This is a genomic window from Nocardia jejuensis NBRC 103114 (assembly GCF_001613145.1).
Classification (GTDB): domain Bacteria; phylum Actinomycetota; class Actinomycetes; order Mycobacteriales; family Mycobacteriaceae; genus Nocardia; species Nocardia jejuensis.
Genome location: NZ_BDBU01000034.1, coordinates 39,828 through 56,406 on the forward strand (window position 1 = coordinate 39,828; position 16,579 = coordinate 56,406).

General features: G+C 67.7%; 15 protein-coding genes. 3 read left to right on the forward strand and 12 right to left on the reverse strand.

From position 1 onward, the window contains the following. Positions 1-10 precede the first annotated feature (10 nt). The 3 genes from NJ1_RS25970 to ispG form a co-directional block, all read right to left on the reverse strand. The gene (locus NJ1_RS25970; RefSeq protein WP_067698955.1) at positions 11-1,798 is read right to left on the reverse strand and encodes a penicillin-binding transpeptidase domain-containing protein; all 1,788 of its coding nucleotides are present in this window, start codon (positions 1,796-1,798) and stop codon (positions 11-13) included. A 126-nt stretch (positions 1,799-1,924) separates the two neighbouring features. Then, positions 1,925-2,788, reverse strand: a complete 864-nt coding sequence (locus NJ1_RS25975) for a GNAT family N-acetyltransferase (protein WP_245717585.1) — start codon at positions 2,786-2,788, stop codon at positions 1,925-1,927. An 89-nt stretch (positions 2,789-2,877) separates the two neighbouring features. After that, positions 2,878-4,011: a flavodoxin-dependent (E)-4-hydroxy-3-methylbut-2-enyl-diphosphate synthase gene (ispG, locus tag NJ1_RS25980; protein WP_422615781.1), complete on the reverse strand. Its 1,134-nt coding sequence runs from the start codon at positions 4,009-4,011 to the stop codon at positions 2,878-2,880. Positions 4,012-4,217: 206 nt separating this feature from the next. Here ispG and NJ1_RS25985 point away from each other — a divergent pair, with 206 nt between their 5' ends. Next, the gene (locus NJ1_RS25985) at positions 4,218-4,904 is read left to right on the forward strand and encodes an endonuclease V (protein WP_245717586.1); all 687 of its coding nucleotides are present in this window, start codon (positions 4,218-4,220) and stop codon (positions 4,902-4,904) included. On the opposite strand, the gene NJ1_RS25990 is transcribed toward NJ1_RS25985, so the two are convergent. The 3 genes from NJ1_RS25990 to dxr all read right to left on the reverse strand — a co-directional run bounded on the left by NJ1_RS25990 (position 4,901) and on the right by dxr (position 9,171). Continuing rightward, a complete protein-coding gene (locus NJ1_RS25990) occupies positions 4,901-6,571 on the reverse strand; it encodes a TerD family protein (protein WP_245717587.1) in 1,671 nt (556 codons plus the stop codon). The two genes, NJ1_RS25985 and NJ1_RS25990, sit on opposite strands and share 4 nt — an antisense overlap. A gap of 226 nt (positions 6,572-6,797) precedes the next feature. After that, a complete protein-coding gene (locus tag NJ1_RS25995; RefSeq protein ID WP_067698961.1) occupies positions 6,798-8,000 on the reverse strand; it encodes a M50 family metallopeptidase in 1,203 nt (400 codons plus the stop codon). Between the two features lie 22 nt (positions 8,001-8,022). Next, positions 8,023-9,171, reverse strand: coding sequence for a 1-deoxy-D-xylulose-5-phosphate reductoisomerase (gene dxr / locus NJ1_RS26000; RefSeq protein WP_067698963.1), 1,149 nt, complete (start codon positions 9,169-9,171; stop codon positions 8,023-8,025). Between the two features lie 119 nt (positions 9,172-9,290). Between dxr and NJ1_RS26005 the strand changes: the two genes are divergently transcribed. Further along, positions 9,291-9,554: a DUF2631 domain-containing protein gene (locus NJ1_RS26005; protein ID WP_067698965.1), complete on the forward strand. Its 264-nt coding sequence runs from the start codon at positions 9,291-9,293 to the stop codon at positions 9,552-9,554. Positions 9,555-9,687: 133 nt separating this feature from the next. Here the strand turns inward: NJ1_RS26005 and NJ1_RS26010 are convergent, their stop codons facing one another. The 5 genes from NJ1_RS26010 to NJ1_RS26025 all read right to left on the reverse strand — a co-directional run bounded on the left by NJ1_RS26010 (position 9,688) and on the right by NJ1_RS26025 (position 14,094). Beyond that, entirely contained in the window at positions 9,688-10,344 is a 657-nt protein-coding gene (locus NJ1_RS26010) for a DUF8020 domain-containing protein (RefSeq protein ID WP_067698967.1), read from the reverse strand. A gap of 267 nt (positions 10,345-10,611) precedes the next feature. Continuing rightward, the gene (locus tag NJ1_RS26015; RefSeq protein WP_067698969.1) at positions 10,612-11,352 is read right to left on the reverse strand and encodes a DUF8020 domain-containing protein; all 741 of its coding nucleotides are present in this window, start codon (positions 11,350-11,352) and stop codon (positions 10,612-10,614) included. Positions 11,353-11,646: 294 nt separating this feature from the next. Then, positions 11,647-12,618, reverse strand: a complete 972-nt coding sequence (locus tag NJ1_RS26020) for a cytochrome c oxidase assembly protein (RefSeq protein ID WP_067698970.1) — start codon at positions 12,616-12,618, stop codon at positions 11,647-11,649. Between the two features lie 69 nt (positions 12,619-12,687). After that, positions 12,688-12,861, reverse strand: coding sequence for a hypothetical protein (locus tag NJ1_RS39800; protein WP_169813207.1), 174 nt, complete (start codon positions 12,859-12,861; stop codon positions 12,688-12,690). A 63-nt stretch (positions 12,862-12,924) separates the two neighbouring features. Beyond that, positions 12,925-14,094 carry a PucR family transcriptional regulator gene (locus NJ1_RS26025; protein WP_084478840.1) on the reverse strand — a complete coding sequence of 390 codons (1,170 nt, stop codon included), beginning with the start codon at positions 14,092-14,094 and terminating at the stop codon, positions 12,925-12,927. Positions 14,095-14,236: 142 nt separating this feature from the next. Between NJ1_RS26025 and NJ1_RS26030 the strand changes: the two genes are divergently transcribed. Continuing rightward, on the forward strand, positions 14,237-15,781 hold the full coding sequence (locus tag NJ1_RS26030) for an acyl-CoA synthetase (RefSeq protein WP_067698974.1): 1,545 nt from the start codon (positions 14,237-14,239) through the stop codon (positions 15,779-15,781). 214 nt (positions 15,782-15,995) lie between these two features. Here NJ1_RS26030 and NJ1_RS26035 read toward each other — a convergent pair whose 3' ends face one another. Then, positions 15,996-16,574, reverse strand: coding sequence for a TetR/AcrR family transcriptional regulator (locus tag NJ1_RS26035; RefSeq protein ID WP_067698977.1), 579 nt, complete (start codon positions 16,572-16,574; stop codon positions 15,996-15,998). Positions 16,575-16,579: the final 5 nt, after the last annotated feature.

Here is a 16,579-nt window from a genome sequence, read left to right on the forward strand (position 1 = left end):
CCCTCCCGGTTCAGTAACCCGCGGGTAGCGCCGTGACCATGTCACGCGTCACCGCCACCGCATTGTCGGAACTGCCGCCGCGCACCACCAGGGTCGCCCAGGCGAGGTCCCCGCGGTAGCCGATGAACCAGGAGTGCGAACCGCCGTCGACTTCGGCCTCACCCGTCTTGCCGTACACCTCGCCCTGATCGACGATGCGCTCGGCCGTACCGCCGAGCACCACCTTGCGCATCATCAGGCGCAGCCCGTCGATCACCGACGAGGACAACTCCGGCCGATCACCCGAGACCTGAGTGGGATGGCCCGAGATCAGATACGGCAGCGGCGCGGTCCCGTTCGCGACCGTCGATGCCACCAGAGCCAGGCCGAACGGGCTCACCAGCACCTTGCCCTGCCCGATGCCGTCCTCCGCGCGCTGCACCATGTCCTCGTCCTCGGGCACCGAGCCCGACACGGTCGGCAGACCGACCACCGAATAGTCCGGGCCCAGACCCATGGCCGCCGCCGCGGTCTTGAGATCCGAGCCGTCCAGCTCCGAGGCGATCTTCGCGAACGCGGTATTGCAGGAGCGCTCGTACGCGGTCGACATCGGCACATCGCCGACCGAGAAGAGGTTGTAGTTCGGAATCGTGCGCTCTCCGACGATGATCTGACTCGGGCACGGCACCACGGTGTCCGGCGTGGCCTGACCCCCGGTCATGGCGGCGGCCGCCGTCACCGTCTTGAAGGTCGAGCCGGGCGGGTACAGACCGGAGGCCGCGACCGGGCCGTCGGAATCGGCGGCCTCGTTCTGCGCGATGGCCAGGATCGCGCCGCTGGAGGGCTCCATCACCACCATCATGGCCTGCTCCTGACGCAGGTCCACCGCCCGCTGCGCGGCGATCTGCACATTACGGTCGATGCTCAGCGAGAACGACGGCGAAGTCTGGGGCGCGACCTCCTTCAGCACATCGGTGTCCGCACCGTTGGAGTTCACCGTGACCACGCTCCACCCGGCCTTGCCGTCCACCTCGTCGATGACCGTCTTGCGGATCTGAGTGAGCAGGTCCGGCGCGAACTTTCGATCGGTGGGGACCAGATCCCATTCCTTGGTGTACGTCACGCCGGGCAGATCGGCCAGCTCCGAGCCGAACTGACCGAACTCCCACTCGGTCAGCAGCGGGGCCACGTAGACGCCGTCGGACTTGCGCGCGGTGTCGAGAATCGATATGCCGGTCAGCTTCTCGTCGATCGATCGCAGTCCGGCCGCGAGCGTGTTCGCGGTGCCGAGGCGGTCGTGTGCGGCGGCCGGTGTGAAGACCACCCGGTAGACCGCGCCCGGAACCAGCACATCGGTGCCCGAACGCTCGTTCACCCGCGCGCGCGGCGCGGGCGTCGAACGCAGCTGCAGGGTCTGGGTATTGCCCAGTTGCGGATGGATGTCCGCGGAGGTCCAGCGCACTTCCCAGCGGCCCTCACTGCGGCCCATCTGCAACTGGCCGGAATAGGACCAGACCCGATCCTTGGGCATGTGCCACTCGTAGGTGTAGTCCACGACGGCCGTGTCGCCGGTGACGCGGGCGTCGCCGGTCTGCGCGATCAGTTTCTCGCCCTGAAGCAGGTCCCACGCCGAAGTCATTGCCGCGGCGGCCTTTTCGGGCTGGCTGGTGAGCGCGGCCGCGGCCTCGACGTCGTGGTCCCCGAAGGCGGTCACGAAGGCGTCGGCGGTCTGCGCCGGACCCTGCGGACCCGACGAGCATCCAACGGTGGCAACCGATATCGCGGCTGCGACGATCAAGGTGAGAACCCGTTTCGACATCGGCACAGATGCTAGAGCCAACTACCGGCAAATTATCGCGACACACGGCACCGGAGCGAATCCCGGTAGAACTCACAAGATTCGAGAGCCGAGCAGCAACTTCTCTGCCGGCCGACAGAGAAGCTGTCAGTCCAGCAGCACGGTCGCAAATGTTGCGATCTGTTCGAATCCGACCTTCTTGTACGCGCGCCGCGCGACCTCGTTGTAGCAGTTCACGTACAGACTCGCGGCGCGGCCGGAGGCCACCACCACATTGGCGACCGCGGCAGTGCCGGACGTCCCGTAGCCCTGACCGCGCCGATCCGGATGCACCCACACACCCTGGATCTGGCCGGTGCGCCGCGAGAGTGCGCCCACCTCGGCCTTGAAGACCACCTCACCGTCCTCGAAACGTGCCCAGGCCCGGCCGGATTCGATGAGACCGGCCACCCGGCGGCGATACCCCCGGCCACCGTCCCCGGCACGCGGATCCACCCCGATCTCCTCGGTGAACATGGCGACCGCGGCGACCAGGTATCGATCGATCTCCTCGGGACGGACCCGGCGCACCCGCAGATCCGGGGTCACCGCCGCGGTGCGCTCGAGCGCCAGCAGCGGCTGGTCCGCTCGCAGCTCCCGCGGTGGACCCCAGTGCTCGGCCAACAGGTCCCACAGGGGCAGCGCCAGCTCACGACGGCCGACCACCGACGAGCAGATGCGCGGCCCGCGCACGGCGCGATCGGCGAAGGCGCGCAGATCCGCGCGACTGCCTTTGAGGGGAACGAGATTCGCGCCGGAGAAGCACAGCGAATCCGCGGGACCGCCACGGCTCCACAGCTCGCCATAGGCGCCACGGCTGTCCAGCCCGAATTCCTGCAACCGGGCGGACACCATGCAACTCGCCACCGGGTCGGTGTCGAGAACTCGCAAAACCTGCGTCAAATCGCGGTTCGCGAGCTGACGGGCTCCGGACTGTTTGGTCCGGCGAGTCGGCTCCAGCACACTCCGCACGTTCACAGCCTGCCAGAAGTTGCGAGAACGTGCCGGATTATTGGCTGAGACGGTTGTCCGGCCCGGTCGGAACCGGTCGGCACCACCGATCAGCCCGCGCTGACAACCGGCGAACCGCTGCCGGCGGCCTCGCCCATCTCCTCGGCGATGCGCATGGCCTCCTCGATGAGGGTTTCCACGATCAGATGCTCGGGCACGGTCTTGATGACCTCGCCCTTGACGAAGATCTGGCCCTTGCCGTTACCGGAGGCGACGCCCAGATCAGCCTCGCGGGCCTCGCCGGGACCGTTCACGACGCAGCCCATGACGGCCACCCGCAGCGGCACCTCCATGCCCTCCAGACCGGCCGAGACAGCATTGGCGAGGGTGTAGACGTCGACCTGCGCGCGACCGCACGACGGGCAGGACACGATCTCCAGCTTGCGGGGACGCAGGTTCAGCGACTGCAGGATCTGGTCGCCGACCTTGATCTCCTCGGCCGGCGGAGCGGAGAGCGAGACGCGGATGGTGTCGCCGATGCCCTCGCTCAGCAGCGCGCCGAAGGCGACAGCCGACTTGATGGTGCCCTGGAAGGCGGGGCCGGCCTCGGTCACGCCCAGGTGCAGCGGGTAGTCCGACTGCGCGGCGAGCTGACGGTAGGCCTCGACCATGACGACCGGATCGTTGTGCTTGACCGAGATCTTGATATTGCCGAAGCCGTGATCCTCGAACAGGCTCGCCTCCCACAGCGCGGACTCCACCAGCGCCTCGGGGGTGGCCTTGCCGTACTTCTCGAGCATCCGCTTGTCGAGCGAACCGGCGTTGACGCCGATCCGGATCGGGATCCCCGCGGCGGCGGCGGCCTTGGCGACCTCGCCGACGCGGCCGTCGAATTCCTTGATATTGCCCGGATTCACGCGCACCGCGGCACATCCGGCGTCGATGGCCGCGAAGATGTAGCGGGGCTGGAAGTGGATATCGGCGATGACGGGGATCTTCGACTTCTTGGCGATGATGGCCAGCGCGTCGGCGTCCTCCTGGCGCGGGCATGCCACCCGCACGATGTCGCAGCCCGAGGCGGTCAGTTCCGCGATCTGCTGCAACGTTGCGTTCACGTCGTGGGTTTTGGTGGTGGTCATGGACTGGACCGAGATCGGGAACTCGCTGCCCACTCCGACCTTGCCCACCATGAGCTGGCGAGTTTTACGCCGGGGCGCGAGAACCGCCGCGGGCGCGGCCGGCATCCCCAAAGCGATAGCACTGCTCACGACTGGCTGCCTACTTTCGTCAAGTCCTCACACCTTCCGATCCCGAGCTTACCGACGCCCGGATACCGGCTGCCCTGTGACGGCGGCGACAACGGTACACATCCCGGGCGTCCGGTCCGGAACCGACCGGCGCCTACAACTGTTATTCGTCACCGATGCTGCGAAGGTTTACGGTTCGAAATGTGAAGGTAGCGAACAGCGAACCATGGCCTCGCAACCCCGAAGAGGCGATGGCACTTCAGGATCGGCTGCGTACCCGGGTGATCACCGCCAACCCCCGGCCACCACGGTTCCCGATCGTCGCCGGGCTGGACTCCGCCTACGACGAGCAGGGGAATGTCGCCGCGGCCGTGGTGGCGCTGGACGGTGAGAGCCTCGAGACGATCGAGACCGCTACCGCCCGGGGTACGACGAGTTTCCCGTATGTTCCCGGACTGTTGGCCTTCCGCGAGCTGCCGACCACCCTGTCCGCACTCGAAAATCTCACCGTCACACCGGATCTGCTGGTGTGCGATTCCCAGGGGCTGGCGCATCCGCGGCGCTTCGGGTTCGCCTGTCATATCGGCGTGGTGACCGGCGTGCCGACCATCGGTGTGGCGAAGAACGCGTGGGGTGAGTTCGAGACGCCGGGTCAGGAGCGCGGATCCTGGTCGGACATCGTGATCGACGGGGACGTGGTGGGACGCGCGTTGCGCACGCGCACGGCGGTCAAGCCGGTGTTCGTGTCGGTGGGCCACCTCATCGACATCGACACCGCGTGTGCACAGGTACTCGCGCTGACTTCGCAATTCCGGCAGCCCGAGACCACTCGCCGGGCAGATCGGCTCTGCAGGGAGCTGTTGAGCGACATCGGCGCGCACTCGGGCTAGATGCGCGCGCCCTTCTGCAGATTGCATGAGCGGCACAGGATCTGGAGATTGTCGACGCTGGTCGCGCCGCCGCGACTCCACGGGATGATGTGGTCGAACTCCAGGTACTGATCGTCGCTGCACTGCACGCATCTGCCGCCGTCCCGCTGCCAGACCCGGGATTTCACATCCTGCGCGATGGCCCGGGTGTCCCGGGTCCCCGGCGCCAGGACCAGCCGTTTGGCCACCCGCAGCGCACCCTCGAGGACGGCTGCGACGTATTCGGAATCGGGTACCCGATAGGTGCCGCCGCCGCGCGCGGTCGTCGCCTCGATGACCACGGTGTCGTACTCGTTGCGGATCGAGACCATGCGCGCCCAGGCCAGTTCGGTGCCCGCGCCGTTGCCCACGAAGCGCAGTTTCCGGCTGCTGCCGATCAGCCGGCCGCTGACGAATTTTGGTCCGCCGGCCAGGTACCTGATCTGGGTGGCGTTGACATCCAGGTACAGCAGCTCGTCGGCCTCCAGGTGCAGATCCGGACGCTCCACCCGGGGCAGGTCCCCGACCTTCACCTGAGTCAGCGAGCGCCCGCGCAGCATGCGCCGGCGCAGCTGATCGATGTGTGCGCGCGCCGCGCCGAGATCCACGGCCATCTGCAATTCCACGATCGCGCGCTCGAACTCGTCGAGTTCGTCGTGCTCCACCTCGCCGTCCGCGAACGCGAAGGCGACCACCCGTTCGAGGTACGCCACCGCGAGCGGGCGCAGCGCCTCGCGGCCGGTGACGTCACTGATCATGTGGAATCGCAACCGTTCCCACAGTTCGTCCCAGCGCGGACCGCGCGGCCCGTCGGACAGCAGCACCTGCCAGGCGTGCGCGCGCCAGGATTCCAGCAGCGAATTGACTTCGCTCTCACAGGCGCGGCAGGGCGGCGCGACGCCGAAGCGCGGCACCCGCTTGGGCTGACCGCACCGTGCGCACCTGTTCGGATCGTCGCCCGGCACCGCGGGCCGGTAGTCCTGGGTCCAGGCCGAGCCGTTCCACCAGCGCACGCGCGAGCCGTCACCGGCGGTGCTATACCAGCCCGCGATCCTCGACGAATCGGGTGCGGGGTACGACGGAGACGATGGCGCGGGCGGCTGGATCGGGGGCGAACTCGGCGGTGGGGCAGGTGCGGCAGCCGCGGGCTCGTCGTCCACCTCGACGCCGAATTCCTCTGCCAGACCCCGCAATCCGCTGTCCCAGCCCTGACCGACGGCGCGGAACTTCCACTCTCCGCGCCGCCGGTAGAACTCCCCCAGCACCATGGCGGTGACCGCCTCGGACCGCTGGAGCTGGTATTTGAGCAGGATTCCGTCCGCGTCCCAGATCGTCAGGGTCAGGCCCGCGACATCCTGGAACGAACCGGGCTCCACCGATCCGGCGATCACCACCCGGGTGATGTCGGATTCGATGGCGTCCAGCGCCAGTCGCACGGTCGCGCGCCCGGGGGCGGCGTCCTCCAATTCGACTGTCCCCGAGGGGTGCCGGGGCGCGTTGAAGAAGACGAAGTCGTCGTTGGACCGGATCTTGCCGGTGTCGGTCAGCAGCAGGGCCTGCGGATCGATCTCACGATCCGAGCCCCATTCCAACACCAGCGATACCGAGGGTGCGTCTACGGGCGCATTCGCTCCACGCGTCAATTCCACGCCGCAACACCATTCCTTCACGCAGAGACCTCGAGACATCCACTGCGTCAGGAAATTTGGGACACCGATCACCAACACCCGAGCCCAGCAACGACTCCTGCGCGAAACCCTACCGACGGACACCGACGGCAGCCGAGGGCTCGAACACGGTCAGGCACGGAATGTCATCGGGTGGGCCAGCACCGTCAGAGTGCCGGATCACAAAGTGGGAAAGGGCAACCGATCCTCAGGGGAAGAGCTTGACCGGATTCACGATGTCGGCGACCAGGGTCAAGATCATGTACGCGCCGCCGAGCACCACCACGACATAGGTGGCCGGCAGCAATTTCATGTAGTCGACCGGATTGCCCGGCGGCAGACCCTTGCGGCCCCGCAGCACATTGCGCAGCTTCTCGTACAGGACCACCGCGATATGACCGCCGTCCAGCGGCAGCAGCGGCAACAGGTTGAACGCGCCCAGGAAGAAGTTCAGGCTGGCCAGGGTGAGGATGAACATGCCCCACACCCCGTGCTCGGCGGTCTCGCCACCGATCTTGCTCGCGCCGTAGACGCTGACCGGGGTCTCCGGATCGCGCTCGTGGCCGGTGATGGCCTGCCACAGATCCACGACCTTGCTCGGCATCTTGGCCAGCGATTCCACGGTGCGCACCGCGATCTCACCGGTGAACGCGCCCGACGCGGGGATGGCGGAGAGCACGTTGTAGGTGACCGGACCGTAGTAGTCCTGACCGACGCCGACCTTGGAAACCGTCTTGGGCAGGCCGTTCTTCTCCGGGTAGACGACCGCCTGGTCCGGAGTGACCGGCAGCGTCAGCGTCTGGTCCTCACGCTCGATCGTGTAGGTGAAGGTGCCCGTCTGCTTCTCGGTCTGCTCGCGGAATTCCTTCCACGTCTTGATGGGCGTGCCGTTCACGGCGGTGACCAGATCTCCGCGCTGCAATCCCGCCCGCTGCGCCGGACCCGCACCGTCGCACGGCAGTGCCTTCTGATCCGGTCCCTGATTGGCGACACAGCTCATCGCGCCCAGCTGCGTCTCCGCGGGCTGATCGAAACGCGGCAGACCCCACACCACGGCGAGCAGCATGATCAGCAGGAAGCCGAGCGCGAAGTTCATCAGGATTCCGCCGAACATGACCAGCAGGCGCTTCCAGGTGGCCTGGCGGTACATGGCGCGGTCAAGCTCTTCGGGTTCCAGCTCGTCCAGGGCGGTCATGCCCGCGATATCGCAGAAACCGCCCAGCGGCAACGCTTTCAGACCGTATTCGGTCTCACCGCGCTGCCACGAGAACACCTTCGGGCCGAAGCCGACGAAGTAGCGCCGCACCTTCATCCCGGTGGCCTGCGCGGTCCACATGTGGCCGCATTCGTGCAGTGCGACCGACACGGTGATACCGAGGGCGAACAGAACGAAGCCGATCGCATACGCCATGCGGTGTCGAACCCTCCTGAATTCAGCCGCGCACGATCGTGCGCGCGGTTTCTCTAGCCCACGTATCGGCCGCGAGCACCTCGTCCAAAGTACTGGGTTCCGCCGCCCACCGGTCGGCGGACTCCACCGCGCGCTGCACGGTCCGCACGATGTCGGGGAACCGGATCAGTCCGTCGAGGAAGGCCTGCACCGCGATTTCGTTGGCGGCGTTGTAGACCGCGGTCACGCAGCCGCCCGCTTTTCCGGCCTGCCTGGCCAGCTCCACGGCGGGGAAGACCTCGTTGTCCACCGGCTCGAAAGTCCAGGTGGAGGCGGTGGAGAAGTCGCAGGCGGCGGCCACGCCGGGCACCCGATCGGGCCAGCCGAGCGCCAGGCCGATGGGCAGCCTCATATCCGGCGGGCTGGCCTGGGCGAGGGTCGAACCGTCGCGGAAGGTGACCATGGAATGCACGATGGACTGCGGGTGCACGGTCACATCGATGTCGTCGTACGGGACGCCGAAAAGCAGATGGGTTTCGATGAGCTCCAGGCCCTTGTTGACCAGCGAGGCCGAATTCAGGGTGTTCATCAGGCCCATGGACCAGGTCGGATGGGTCTTGGCCTCGGCCGGATTCACCGATTCGAGCATTTCGGCGGTCCAGCCGCGGAACGGTCCGCCCGAGGCCGTCAACACCAGTTTCGCGACCTCGTCCGCGCGCCCGCCGCGCAGGCACTGCGCCAGCGCCGAATGCTCGGAGTCCACCGGCACGATCTGACCGGGAGCCGCGGCGCGGGTCACCAGCGAGCCGCCCGCGACCAGGGATTCCTTGTTGGCCAGGGCAAGTCGGCGACCCGAGTGCAGGGTGGCCAGGGTCGGTTCCAGGCCCAGCGAGCCGACCAGCGCGTTGAGCACCACGTCCGCGTCGGTGCGCCGGACCAGTTCGGTCGCCGCATCCGGACCGGCCAGCGCCACACCGAGTTTCGCCGCCGTGGCCTCGTCGGCGATGGCGACGTTCCGGGTGCCGGTGGCCTCGATCTGCCGAGCCAGCAATTCGGGATTGCCGCCGCGCGCGGCCAATCCGACCACTTCGAAGCGGTCGGGGTTGGCGGCGATCACCTCCAGCGCCTGAGTACCGATCGAACCCGTGCTGCCCAGCAGCAGAACCTTCACAACGTCGGACACGCGCCCCATTCTCCCTGCCGCCCAAACCTCGGTCACACGCCGCCTCGCCGCCACCCTGCTGGCTACGACGCCCGGTCGTATGCCACCATATGGCTCAGTATTCGATTCGAGCCATATAAGGAGCGAAAGTGGCCACGGAACTGGACCAAGCCCACAGCGCCGGTATCGTCACCAAGGTTGACACCGCCGAGGTTCCGTCCGCCGCTTGGGGCTGGAGCGGCGAGTCCCGCCGTACCTTCCGCGCGGCCGGCTGGGTCGTCGTGGTGATCCTGCTGGCGATGACGATCGGCAACCACAAGGGCAAGGTCGAAGACATCTACCTGGTCGGGTTCGCCGCACTGCTGGCCTTCACGCTGGTGCGCGACTCGTTCCTGCAGCGCAAGCCGCGCTAGGAACACCCGCACGACAACCGGACCGGCCCGGCTCGAATGATCGAGCCGGGCCGGTCTTTTCGGTTCGCACCGCACACGGGAATCGGGCCGGGTCGTTTCCGACGACCCGGCCCGATATCGCGCTACCGCCCGATTACGCCGGGGCGTTGACGCGGCTGAAGAAGCCGATGCCGACGGCGATCGCGGCCGGAACACCGGTCAGCACGAGACCGGCGGCGGCGCCCAGCGGGATGCCGATGCCGGCGCCCGCGAGGCAGCCACCGATCCAGCCCGGGAGCAGCACCGGGGTGCCGAGGAACGCGCCCAGCGCGCAGCCGCCGATGCCGCCGACCAGGGTGCCGACGAGCGTGCCGATGGCGGTGATGATGCCGAACTGCGTCGCGGCCGCGGACACGGCGTCGTCGAAGTTGGTCTGGGACTCGCTGGTCACCTCGTGCAGCAGCGGGGCCGGGTGGGCGGCGGCCGGATCCATGTTCGGGGTCAGGGTCGCGGTGTTGCCGTCGATCGCGGCGGCGATCGGGAAGGCCAGTCCGTCCTTGACGAAGCTCAGTGGGAAGGCGGTGACCAGGCCGCCCTGACCGTCACGCACCTGGAACTGATCACCCTCGGTGGTCAGCGAGCCGATGTCGGTCTTCAGCACCACCGAGGCGCCTTCGATCTTGCTGTCCCAGTGGATCTCCGACGCGCCTGCGGCCGGAGCCGGAGCCAGGTCCGCGTAGGACGTACCGGCGGAGACACCGAGCGCGGCGATGACCAAGGCCGAGGTGGCGGCGAACTTCTTGAAACGCATACTTCTCGTCGCTTTCTGCAGCGGGCGCTTCCCTGGCTCGGGAGCGAGGTCCTCATCGAGCACCCGTCAATAGAGTCGTTCCTGAATGTTGCCTAAATGTTGCCTAACTGTGGCATGGTCGAGTCATAGCGCATGATTTCGTTACAGTTCATGTTCAAACGGTCTGATTCGACCGCCAAAAGCAAACTTGCAGCTTCAACGAAGAATCCGCCCCCGGCTCCGGAGAGCTGGGGGCGGATTCTTCGGGTGAGTGCGTGCGACAGCCGATTACTGGCCGAAGTTCGGATCGTTGACGCGCTGCACGAAACCGATGCCGACGATGATCGCTGCCGGGATTCCGGTCAGCACCAGACCCGCGGCGGCACCCAGCGGGATGCCGATACCGGCGCCCGCGAGGCAACCCAGCACCGGGCCCAGGCCCGCGGCTTCCAGCACCGGGAAGCTCAGGGTCGCGCCGCCGATGACGCCGATCGCGCAACCCGCGACACCGCCCACGATGGTGCCGACCAGGGTGCCGATAGCGGTGATGATGCCGAACTGGGTGGCGGCCGCGGAGACGGCGTCATCGAAGTTCGTCTGCTTATCGCTGGTCACCTGGTGCAGCGGCAGGTTCGACGGATGCGCCGCGGCGCGGTCGGTGCTCGGGGTCAGCACGGCGCGCAGGCCCTCGACGGAGACGTTGATCGGGTACTCGAGATCGTCCAGGGAGTAGGCCAGCGGGAACGCGGTCACGACATTGCCCGCGTCGTCGCGCACCTGCAGCTGATCGTCCGCTGTGGTGAGCGAACCGGCGTCGGTGTCCAGGACGACGGAGTCGCCTTCGATTCCGGCTTTCCAGTGGATGGACGGAAGCACCTGTCCGACACCCTGATTGACGCCATCGATGAGAGCGGGCAGAACGGGCACCGGCGCAGGGGCCGGAGCGGGCTCGGCGTGGACGGTACCGGCAGCGATACCGAGTGCCGCGATAACGAGTGCCGAAGTAGCGGCAGCCTTGCTGAACATCATGGTCCTGACCTTCTTGCGCGCGGTGGGCCTCCGAAGCGGGAGGTTGGGGCTGTTCTTGCGCCCAGGTCAAGTGTCCAGCAAATCGTTACTGAACAGTAGCTTAGAACCTGTTAAGAGAACGTTAATGGACGTGATCCACGCAATACCCACCCCAATTACCAAGCTGGTAACCAACTTTCGACCCGCAACAGACCGCAATAGCGGACCGTTAACTGCGTCACATATAGCGAGAAGCTCTGATTTCCGTGACCTGGGCCATAGCGCGACAGCCGTGCGACCGACTCTCGTCCCGGCTCAGCGGTGGAAGCGGTCGCGCAATTGCGGGTCGTTCTCCCACCAGAGGCCCGATGCCACCTCCCGGGAACGCGATTCGTGCGAGGGTGCACCAGCGACCACCGTCTCGGCCGATGCCGTGGCATCGAGCTCGGCGTCGAGGGCGAATGCCCTGCGCCGTTCGTCCCGGGCGAAAGCGCGCATGACCACCAGGGCGTAGGTGAGTCCGAGCAGATCGCCCAGCAGCCAGAACACCCCCGCTCCGATCGTCTGATCCATGCGCGTGGACGGTCCCCAGGCGCGGCCCAGCGACCCGTAGTAGTCCGCGGCCACCAGCGGGCCGAGCCACAGCACGATGCCGAGCACCCCGTCCGCCAGGGATTCGGCGATGGTGATCAGCAGCGAGATGCCCTGGGTGAAGCGGCGCGGAACCGGGTCCACCTGCAATCGCGAGTAGAAGTACAGGAAACCGATGAGCACGAGCAGGATTCGGGTCGCGGCGTCGATCGCGCCGTGCCTCAGGACCGCCTCGTACCAGGGCGTGAGGAACAGCAGCCAGGGCACGGCGAGGATGAGCAGGGACGGAACCGCGGGATAGGTGAGCAGGCGCGCGGGGCGGCTGGAGAGCGCCGTGTCCAGGCGGGCGCGGCCGGCAGATCCGAGGGCCGCGCGCAACACGGTCAGCGGCATGCCCGCCGCAAGGGCGAACGGCACGAGATACAGCAGCAGCAGAGTCTGCAGTGCCCGGACCCAGAACAGGGTGTCGGAATAGACCCCGAGCACGCCGACCCCGGTGAGCAGCCAGACGCCCAGTCCGCCGAGGCCGAAACAGACTGCCCTGCCCCGCGAAAGCGACGCACCCCGGCGGCGGGCGATCCGCCGACAGCCCGCGTACGCGGCCAGCGCCATGACGGTGATCACTATCGACGCCGTGTCCCACCGCCAGGCCGCGACCACACCGGACAGTTGCAAAGGGGTCTCGACCTCGGGCACGCGGACCAGTATGCGCGCGCTTGCTGTGAGTCCCGCCGGACCGGAACCGGCCCGGCCGGGTGTGCGAAGTTACTCGGCGGCGGGCTCGTCCGGCGCGGGCTGCTTCGGGGCCTGGGGACGCACGCGGATCACGCCGCTGTCGAGGTCGAGTTCGACGCGGGGACGGTGCGACTGGCCGTCGCTGTCCTCGCCGCTCTCGTCTTGCAGTTTCTGTCCGGGGAAAAGCTCACCGATGACGCCCATGAGTTCACGATAACCGCCGCGCCGGTCGTGCGCCGTGACGCGCGGGCACCCGGTGCCCGGCGCTCATCGATCGTCCCGGGCCGTTCCCTTCGCGGCCTCGGCACGGCGGCGCTGGATCGCCCACCAGACCCGCACGGCGATGTGCGGCGCACGCAGGTCGGCGCCGGTGAGTTCCGCGAAACGGGTGAGCCGATAGCGGACCGTATTCGGATGCACGACAAGGTGTTCGGCGGTGGCCTCGATCCGCATGCCGGTGTCGAGATAGCGTTCGACGGTATCGATGACGACCCGGGCGGACTCCCCCGATCCGAGCGGGTCCAGGTATCGGCGGGTCAGTTCCGCGCCCAGATCCGGGTCGACGGCCACCGCCGGAAGCACGCCAAGGCGATCCAGATCCGCGACGCCGGTCAGGCCGAACAGGTGTGCCGTGGCGAGCATCCGCCCGGCCAGGCGAAACGAACGCGGCAGCGCTTCCAGTCCGGCAGCGGGACCTACCGCCAAAACGCCCTCCAGACCGGGCCGCGGAAACGCGGAGACGAACGCGGCGAGATCGCCGTCGATCGTGGCCGAGAGCCCGCGCACCCGCCCCACGCCCAGCAGTCGGCGGATCTCGGCCGCGGCGCTCTCGTCCTGCGCGCGAGCGCGCACGGCCAGGTACTCGGCATCGGGATCGAGCCCGTAATGCTGCGCCCGCCTTCCGATCTCGGCCGGACCGAGCGTGCCCAGCAGCAATCCGCGCGCGAAATCGGCGCGCATCTGCTGGTCGTGCAGGGCCATATCGATCTCGACGTCCCGGTGTCCGCCGGAGTAGGCCATGGTGGCCTGATCCACGACGTCGAGCAGTTCGTGGGTGATCTCGAGCAGCGTGCGGTCCGAGATGCGCGCCGCGCGGGCGACGGTTGTGAGTTCGGACAGTGTTTCACGGACCGCGATCCGCCAGCCACTCTGCACATCCGAGAGCGAAACACCTTGGCGGGCACGGGTTTCCCCATATTCACGCAGCGCGCGCACGTCTTCGGGGCTCATCGCGCCGACACTGAGCGCGGCGAGCAAGCGGCTCACCAGATTCTCGGTGGGTCCGGTCAGGGTCGCGAGCGGGAGGGTGGCGTAGACCGGGATCTCCGCCTGGGCGCGGGTCACGATCCTCTCCGTCACCTGCCGACTTCGGTTCTGCGCACGGTCGATCAACCGCCGCGTTGCCGCTGATTTGGCCGGATCCGGGGAAGTGCTCATCTCCCCCGCAGCCTACGTCCGGAGTTTGGAGAAACCAACAAGTATTGCCGGTCATAGTTCGACCCGATCTCCATGGCCCACGTCACACTCCCCCGGCGATACTCGGGGTTCGACCATCGGCGTCCGACGAAGGATCCACCCCATGTACCTCACCCAGGGCCTGCACCGGGCCGCGCAGCAGCACCCCGACGGCATCATGACGATCTGCGGAGACCGCGTCCGCACCAACCGGGAGGTGCGCGAGCGGGTCGCCCGATTGGCCGGGGCCCTGCGCGAGGTCGGGGTCGGGGACGGGGATCGGGTCGCGATCCTGTCGCTCAATTCCGACCGCTACCACGAATATCTGCTGGCGGTGCCGTGGGCGAACGCGGTACTCAACCCGGTCAATATCCGGTGGAGTCCGGCCGAAATCGGTTATTCGCTGCGGGATTCGGGCACCGAGGTGCTGCTGGTGGACGATGCGTTCGCCGCCATGCTGCCCGCGATCCGCGAGCACCACGCGGGGTTACGGACCGTAATCCATTGCGGGGACGGCGCATTGCCCGAGGGGGCGCTCGGCTACGAGAACCTCGTCGCCGCGGCCGAGCCGATCGAGGACGCGCGTCGCGGCGGTGAGGACCTGGCGGGGGTGTTCTACACCGGCGGCACCACCGGCTTCCCCAAGGGCGTCATGCTGAGCCACCTCAACCTGGGCACCTCGGCGATGGGCGGCGTCGCGTCCGGGTTCCTGTTCCAGCCGGGCGGCACCTTCCTGCACTGTGCGCCGATGTTCCATCTCGCCGATTTCGCGGGCTGGTACGGGCAGCTGCTGATCGGCGGGACGCACGTGATGATTCCGGCATTCGACCCGGTGGCGACGCTGACCGCGATCCAGCGGCACCGCGTGAACTCCACCCTGCTGGTGCCGGTGATGATCCAGATGCTGGTCGATCATCCCGCGGTGGCGGATTTCGATCTCTCCAGCATCGAGGCCGTGATGTACGGCGCCTCACCGATTTCCGAGGCCGTGCTCGCACGAGCGATGAAGGTCTTCCCGGCCGCCGGATTCACCCAGGCGTACGGCATGACCGAGCTCGCGCCCATCGCGACCATGCTCGGCCCCGAGGACCACCGCGCCGGACGGTTGCGCTCGGCCGGAAAAGCTGTGTCGCACAGCGAGGTTCGAATCGTCGACACGGACGGGACGGAGGTCGCGCGCGGGACGGTCGGCGAGATCACGGTGCGCGGCGGTCACGTCATGCTCGGCTATTGGAATCGGCCGCAGGACACCGCCGAGGCCGTGCGCGACGGCTGGATGCACACGGGCGACGGCGGATTCATGGACGAGCAGGGCTACGTCTACATCGTGGACCGGCTCAAGGACATGATCGTGAGCGGCGGGGAGAACGTCTACTCCGCCGAGGTCGAGAACGCGGTCGCCGGACATCCGGCGGTGGCCGCGTGCGCGGTGATCGGTGTGCCGGACGAGGAATGGGGCGAACGCGTGCACGCCGTGGTCATCTGCGCGCCGGGCGCCACGCTCACGATCGAGGAACTTCGCGAACACGCCAAGACCCTGATCGCCGGCTACAAGGCCCCGCGCTCGCTCGAGATCGTGGACGCCCTACCGGTTTCCGGCACCGGCAAGATCCTCAAGCGGGACCTGCGCGACCAGTACTGGAATTCCACCGGGCGACAGGTGAACTGAGCGCTCACCCGGAATATCCCGCGGCGCAATCACCCTCACCGCTCCGACTGACTCGCACGCCGCGTGCAGCTCGCTCTGCTTGCCGAGTTCGGCGACTTCAGCTGCGCCGCGCGCGGCTCAGTCACCCCTGCCGCGTGCGGCTCAGTCACCCTTGCCGCGTGCGGCTCGATCAGCCACGCGCGTGCGGCTCGATCACTCACGCCGCGTGCGGCTCTCATTCCCCCTTGCCGAGTTCGGCGACCAGCGCCCCGGTCAGCAGTTGCCGTGCCCGGACCAGGGTGATCGAGCCGCTGTGCCAGCGTTCGCTGAGCCCTTCGACCAGCGCGGTGAGGCGTTCGGCGGCATCGGCCGGTGCGACGTCCGCACCGACGCTGCCCGCGGATTGTCCTTCGCGGATGAGGGTTTCGACGTCGGCGACCCAGGCGCGGGTGGTGACGTCGATCGGTTCGCGCAGGTCGTGCGTGAACACGGCGCTGGCGCGCAGCTCACCCCACGCGATGCTGTTGCCGCGCACCTCGTCGGTGTCCTGCAGTTCGAGCAGCAGTATCTGTTCGAGCTGGGTGCGGGCGTCGGCATCGGTGAAGGCGTGGTCGGTGTAGCGCAGGGCCCGATTGTTGATGTGCGCCAGGGCGGCGTGCAGCACGCCGGAGCGATCCTTGAAGTGGTAGTAGATGAGAGCGGTGGACACCCCGGCCTCGGCGGCGAGCTTCTCCACGCGTAGCCCCCGGACTCCGTCCTGGGCGATGACGCGCACTGCGGCTTCCAGTATCTGGGTCTGACGATCTGACGACACGAAAC

Bases quoted from the DNA above. Each gene is read 5' to 3' on its own strand.
- dxr (WP_067698963.1), bottom strand. From the start codon at position 9,171: ATGGGGCGCGTGTCCGACGTTGTGAAGGTTCTGCTGCTGGGCAGCACG.
- NJ1_RS26030 (WP_067698974.1), top strand. From the start codon at position 14,237: ATGTACCTCACCCAGGGCCTGCACCGGGCCGCGCAGCAGCACCCCGAC.
- NJ1_RS26025 (WP_084478840.1), bottom strand. From the start codon at position 14,094: ATGAGCACTTCCCCGGATCCGGCCAAATCAGCGGCAACGCGGCGGTTG.
- ispG (WP_422615781.1), bottom strand. From the start codon at position 4,011: ATGCCGGCCGCGCCCGCGGCGGTTCTCGCGCCCCGGCGTAAAACTCGC.
- NJ1_RS25995 (WP_067698961.1), bottom strand. From the start codon at position 8,000: ATGGCGTATGCGATCGGCTTCGTTCTGTTCGCCCTCGGTATCACCGTG.
- NJ1_RS26015 (WP_067698969.1), bottom strand. From the start codon at position 11,352: ATGATGTTCAGCAAGGCTGCCGCTACTTCGGCACTCGTTATCGCGGCA.
- NJ1_RS26010 (WP_067698967.1), bottom strand. From the start codon at position 10,344: ATGCGTTTCAAGAAGTTCGCCGCCACCTCGGCCTTGGTCATCGCCGCG.
- NJ1_RS39800 (WP_169813207.1), bottom strand. From the start codon at position 12,861: ATGGGCGTCATCGGTGAGCTTTTCCCCGGACAGAAACTGCAAGACGAG.
- NJ1_RS25970 (WP_067698955.1), bottom strand. From the start codon at position 1,798: ATGTCGAAACGGGTTCTCACCTTGATCGTCGCAGCCGCGATATCGGTT.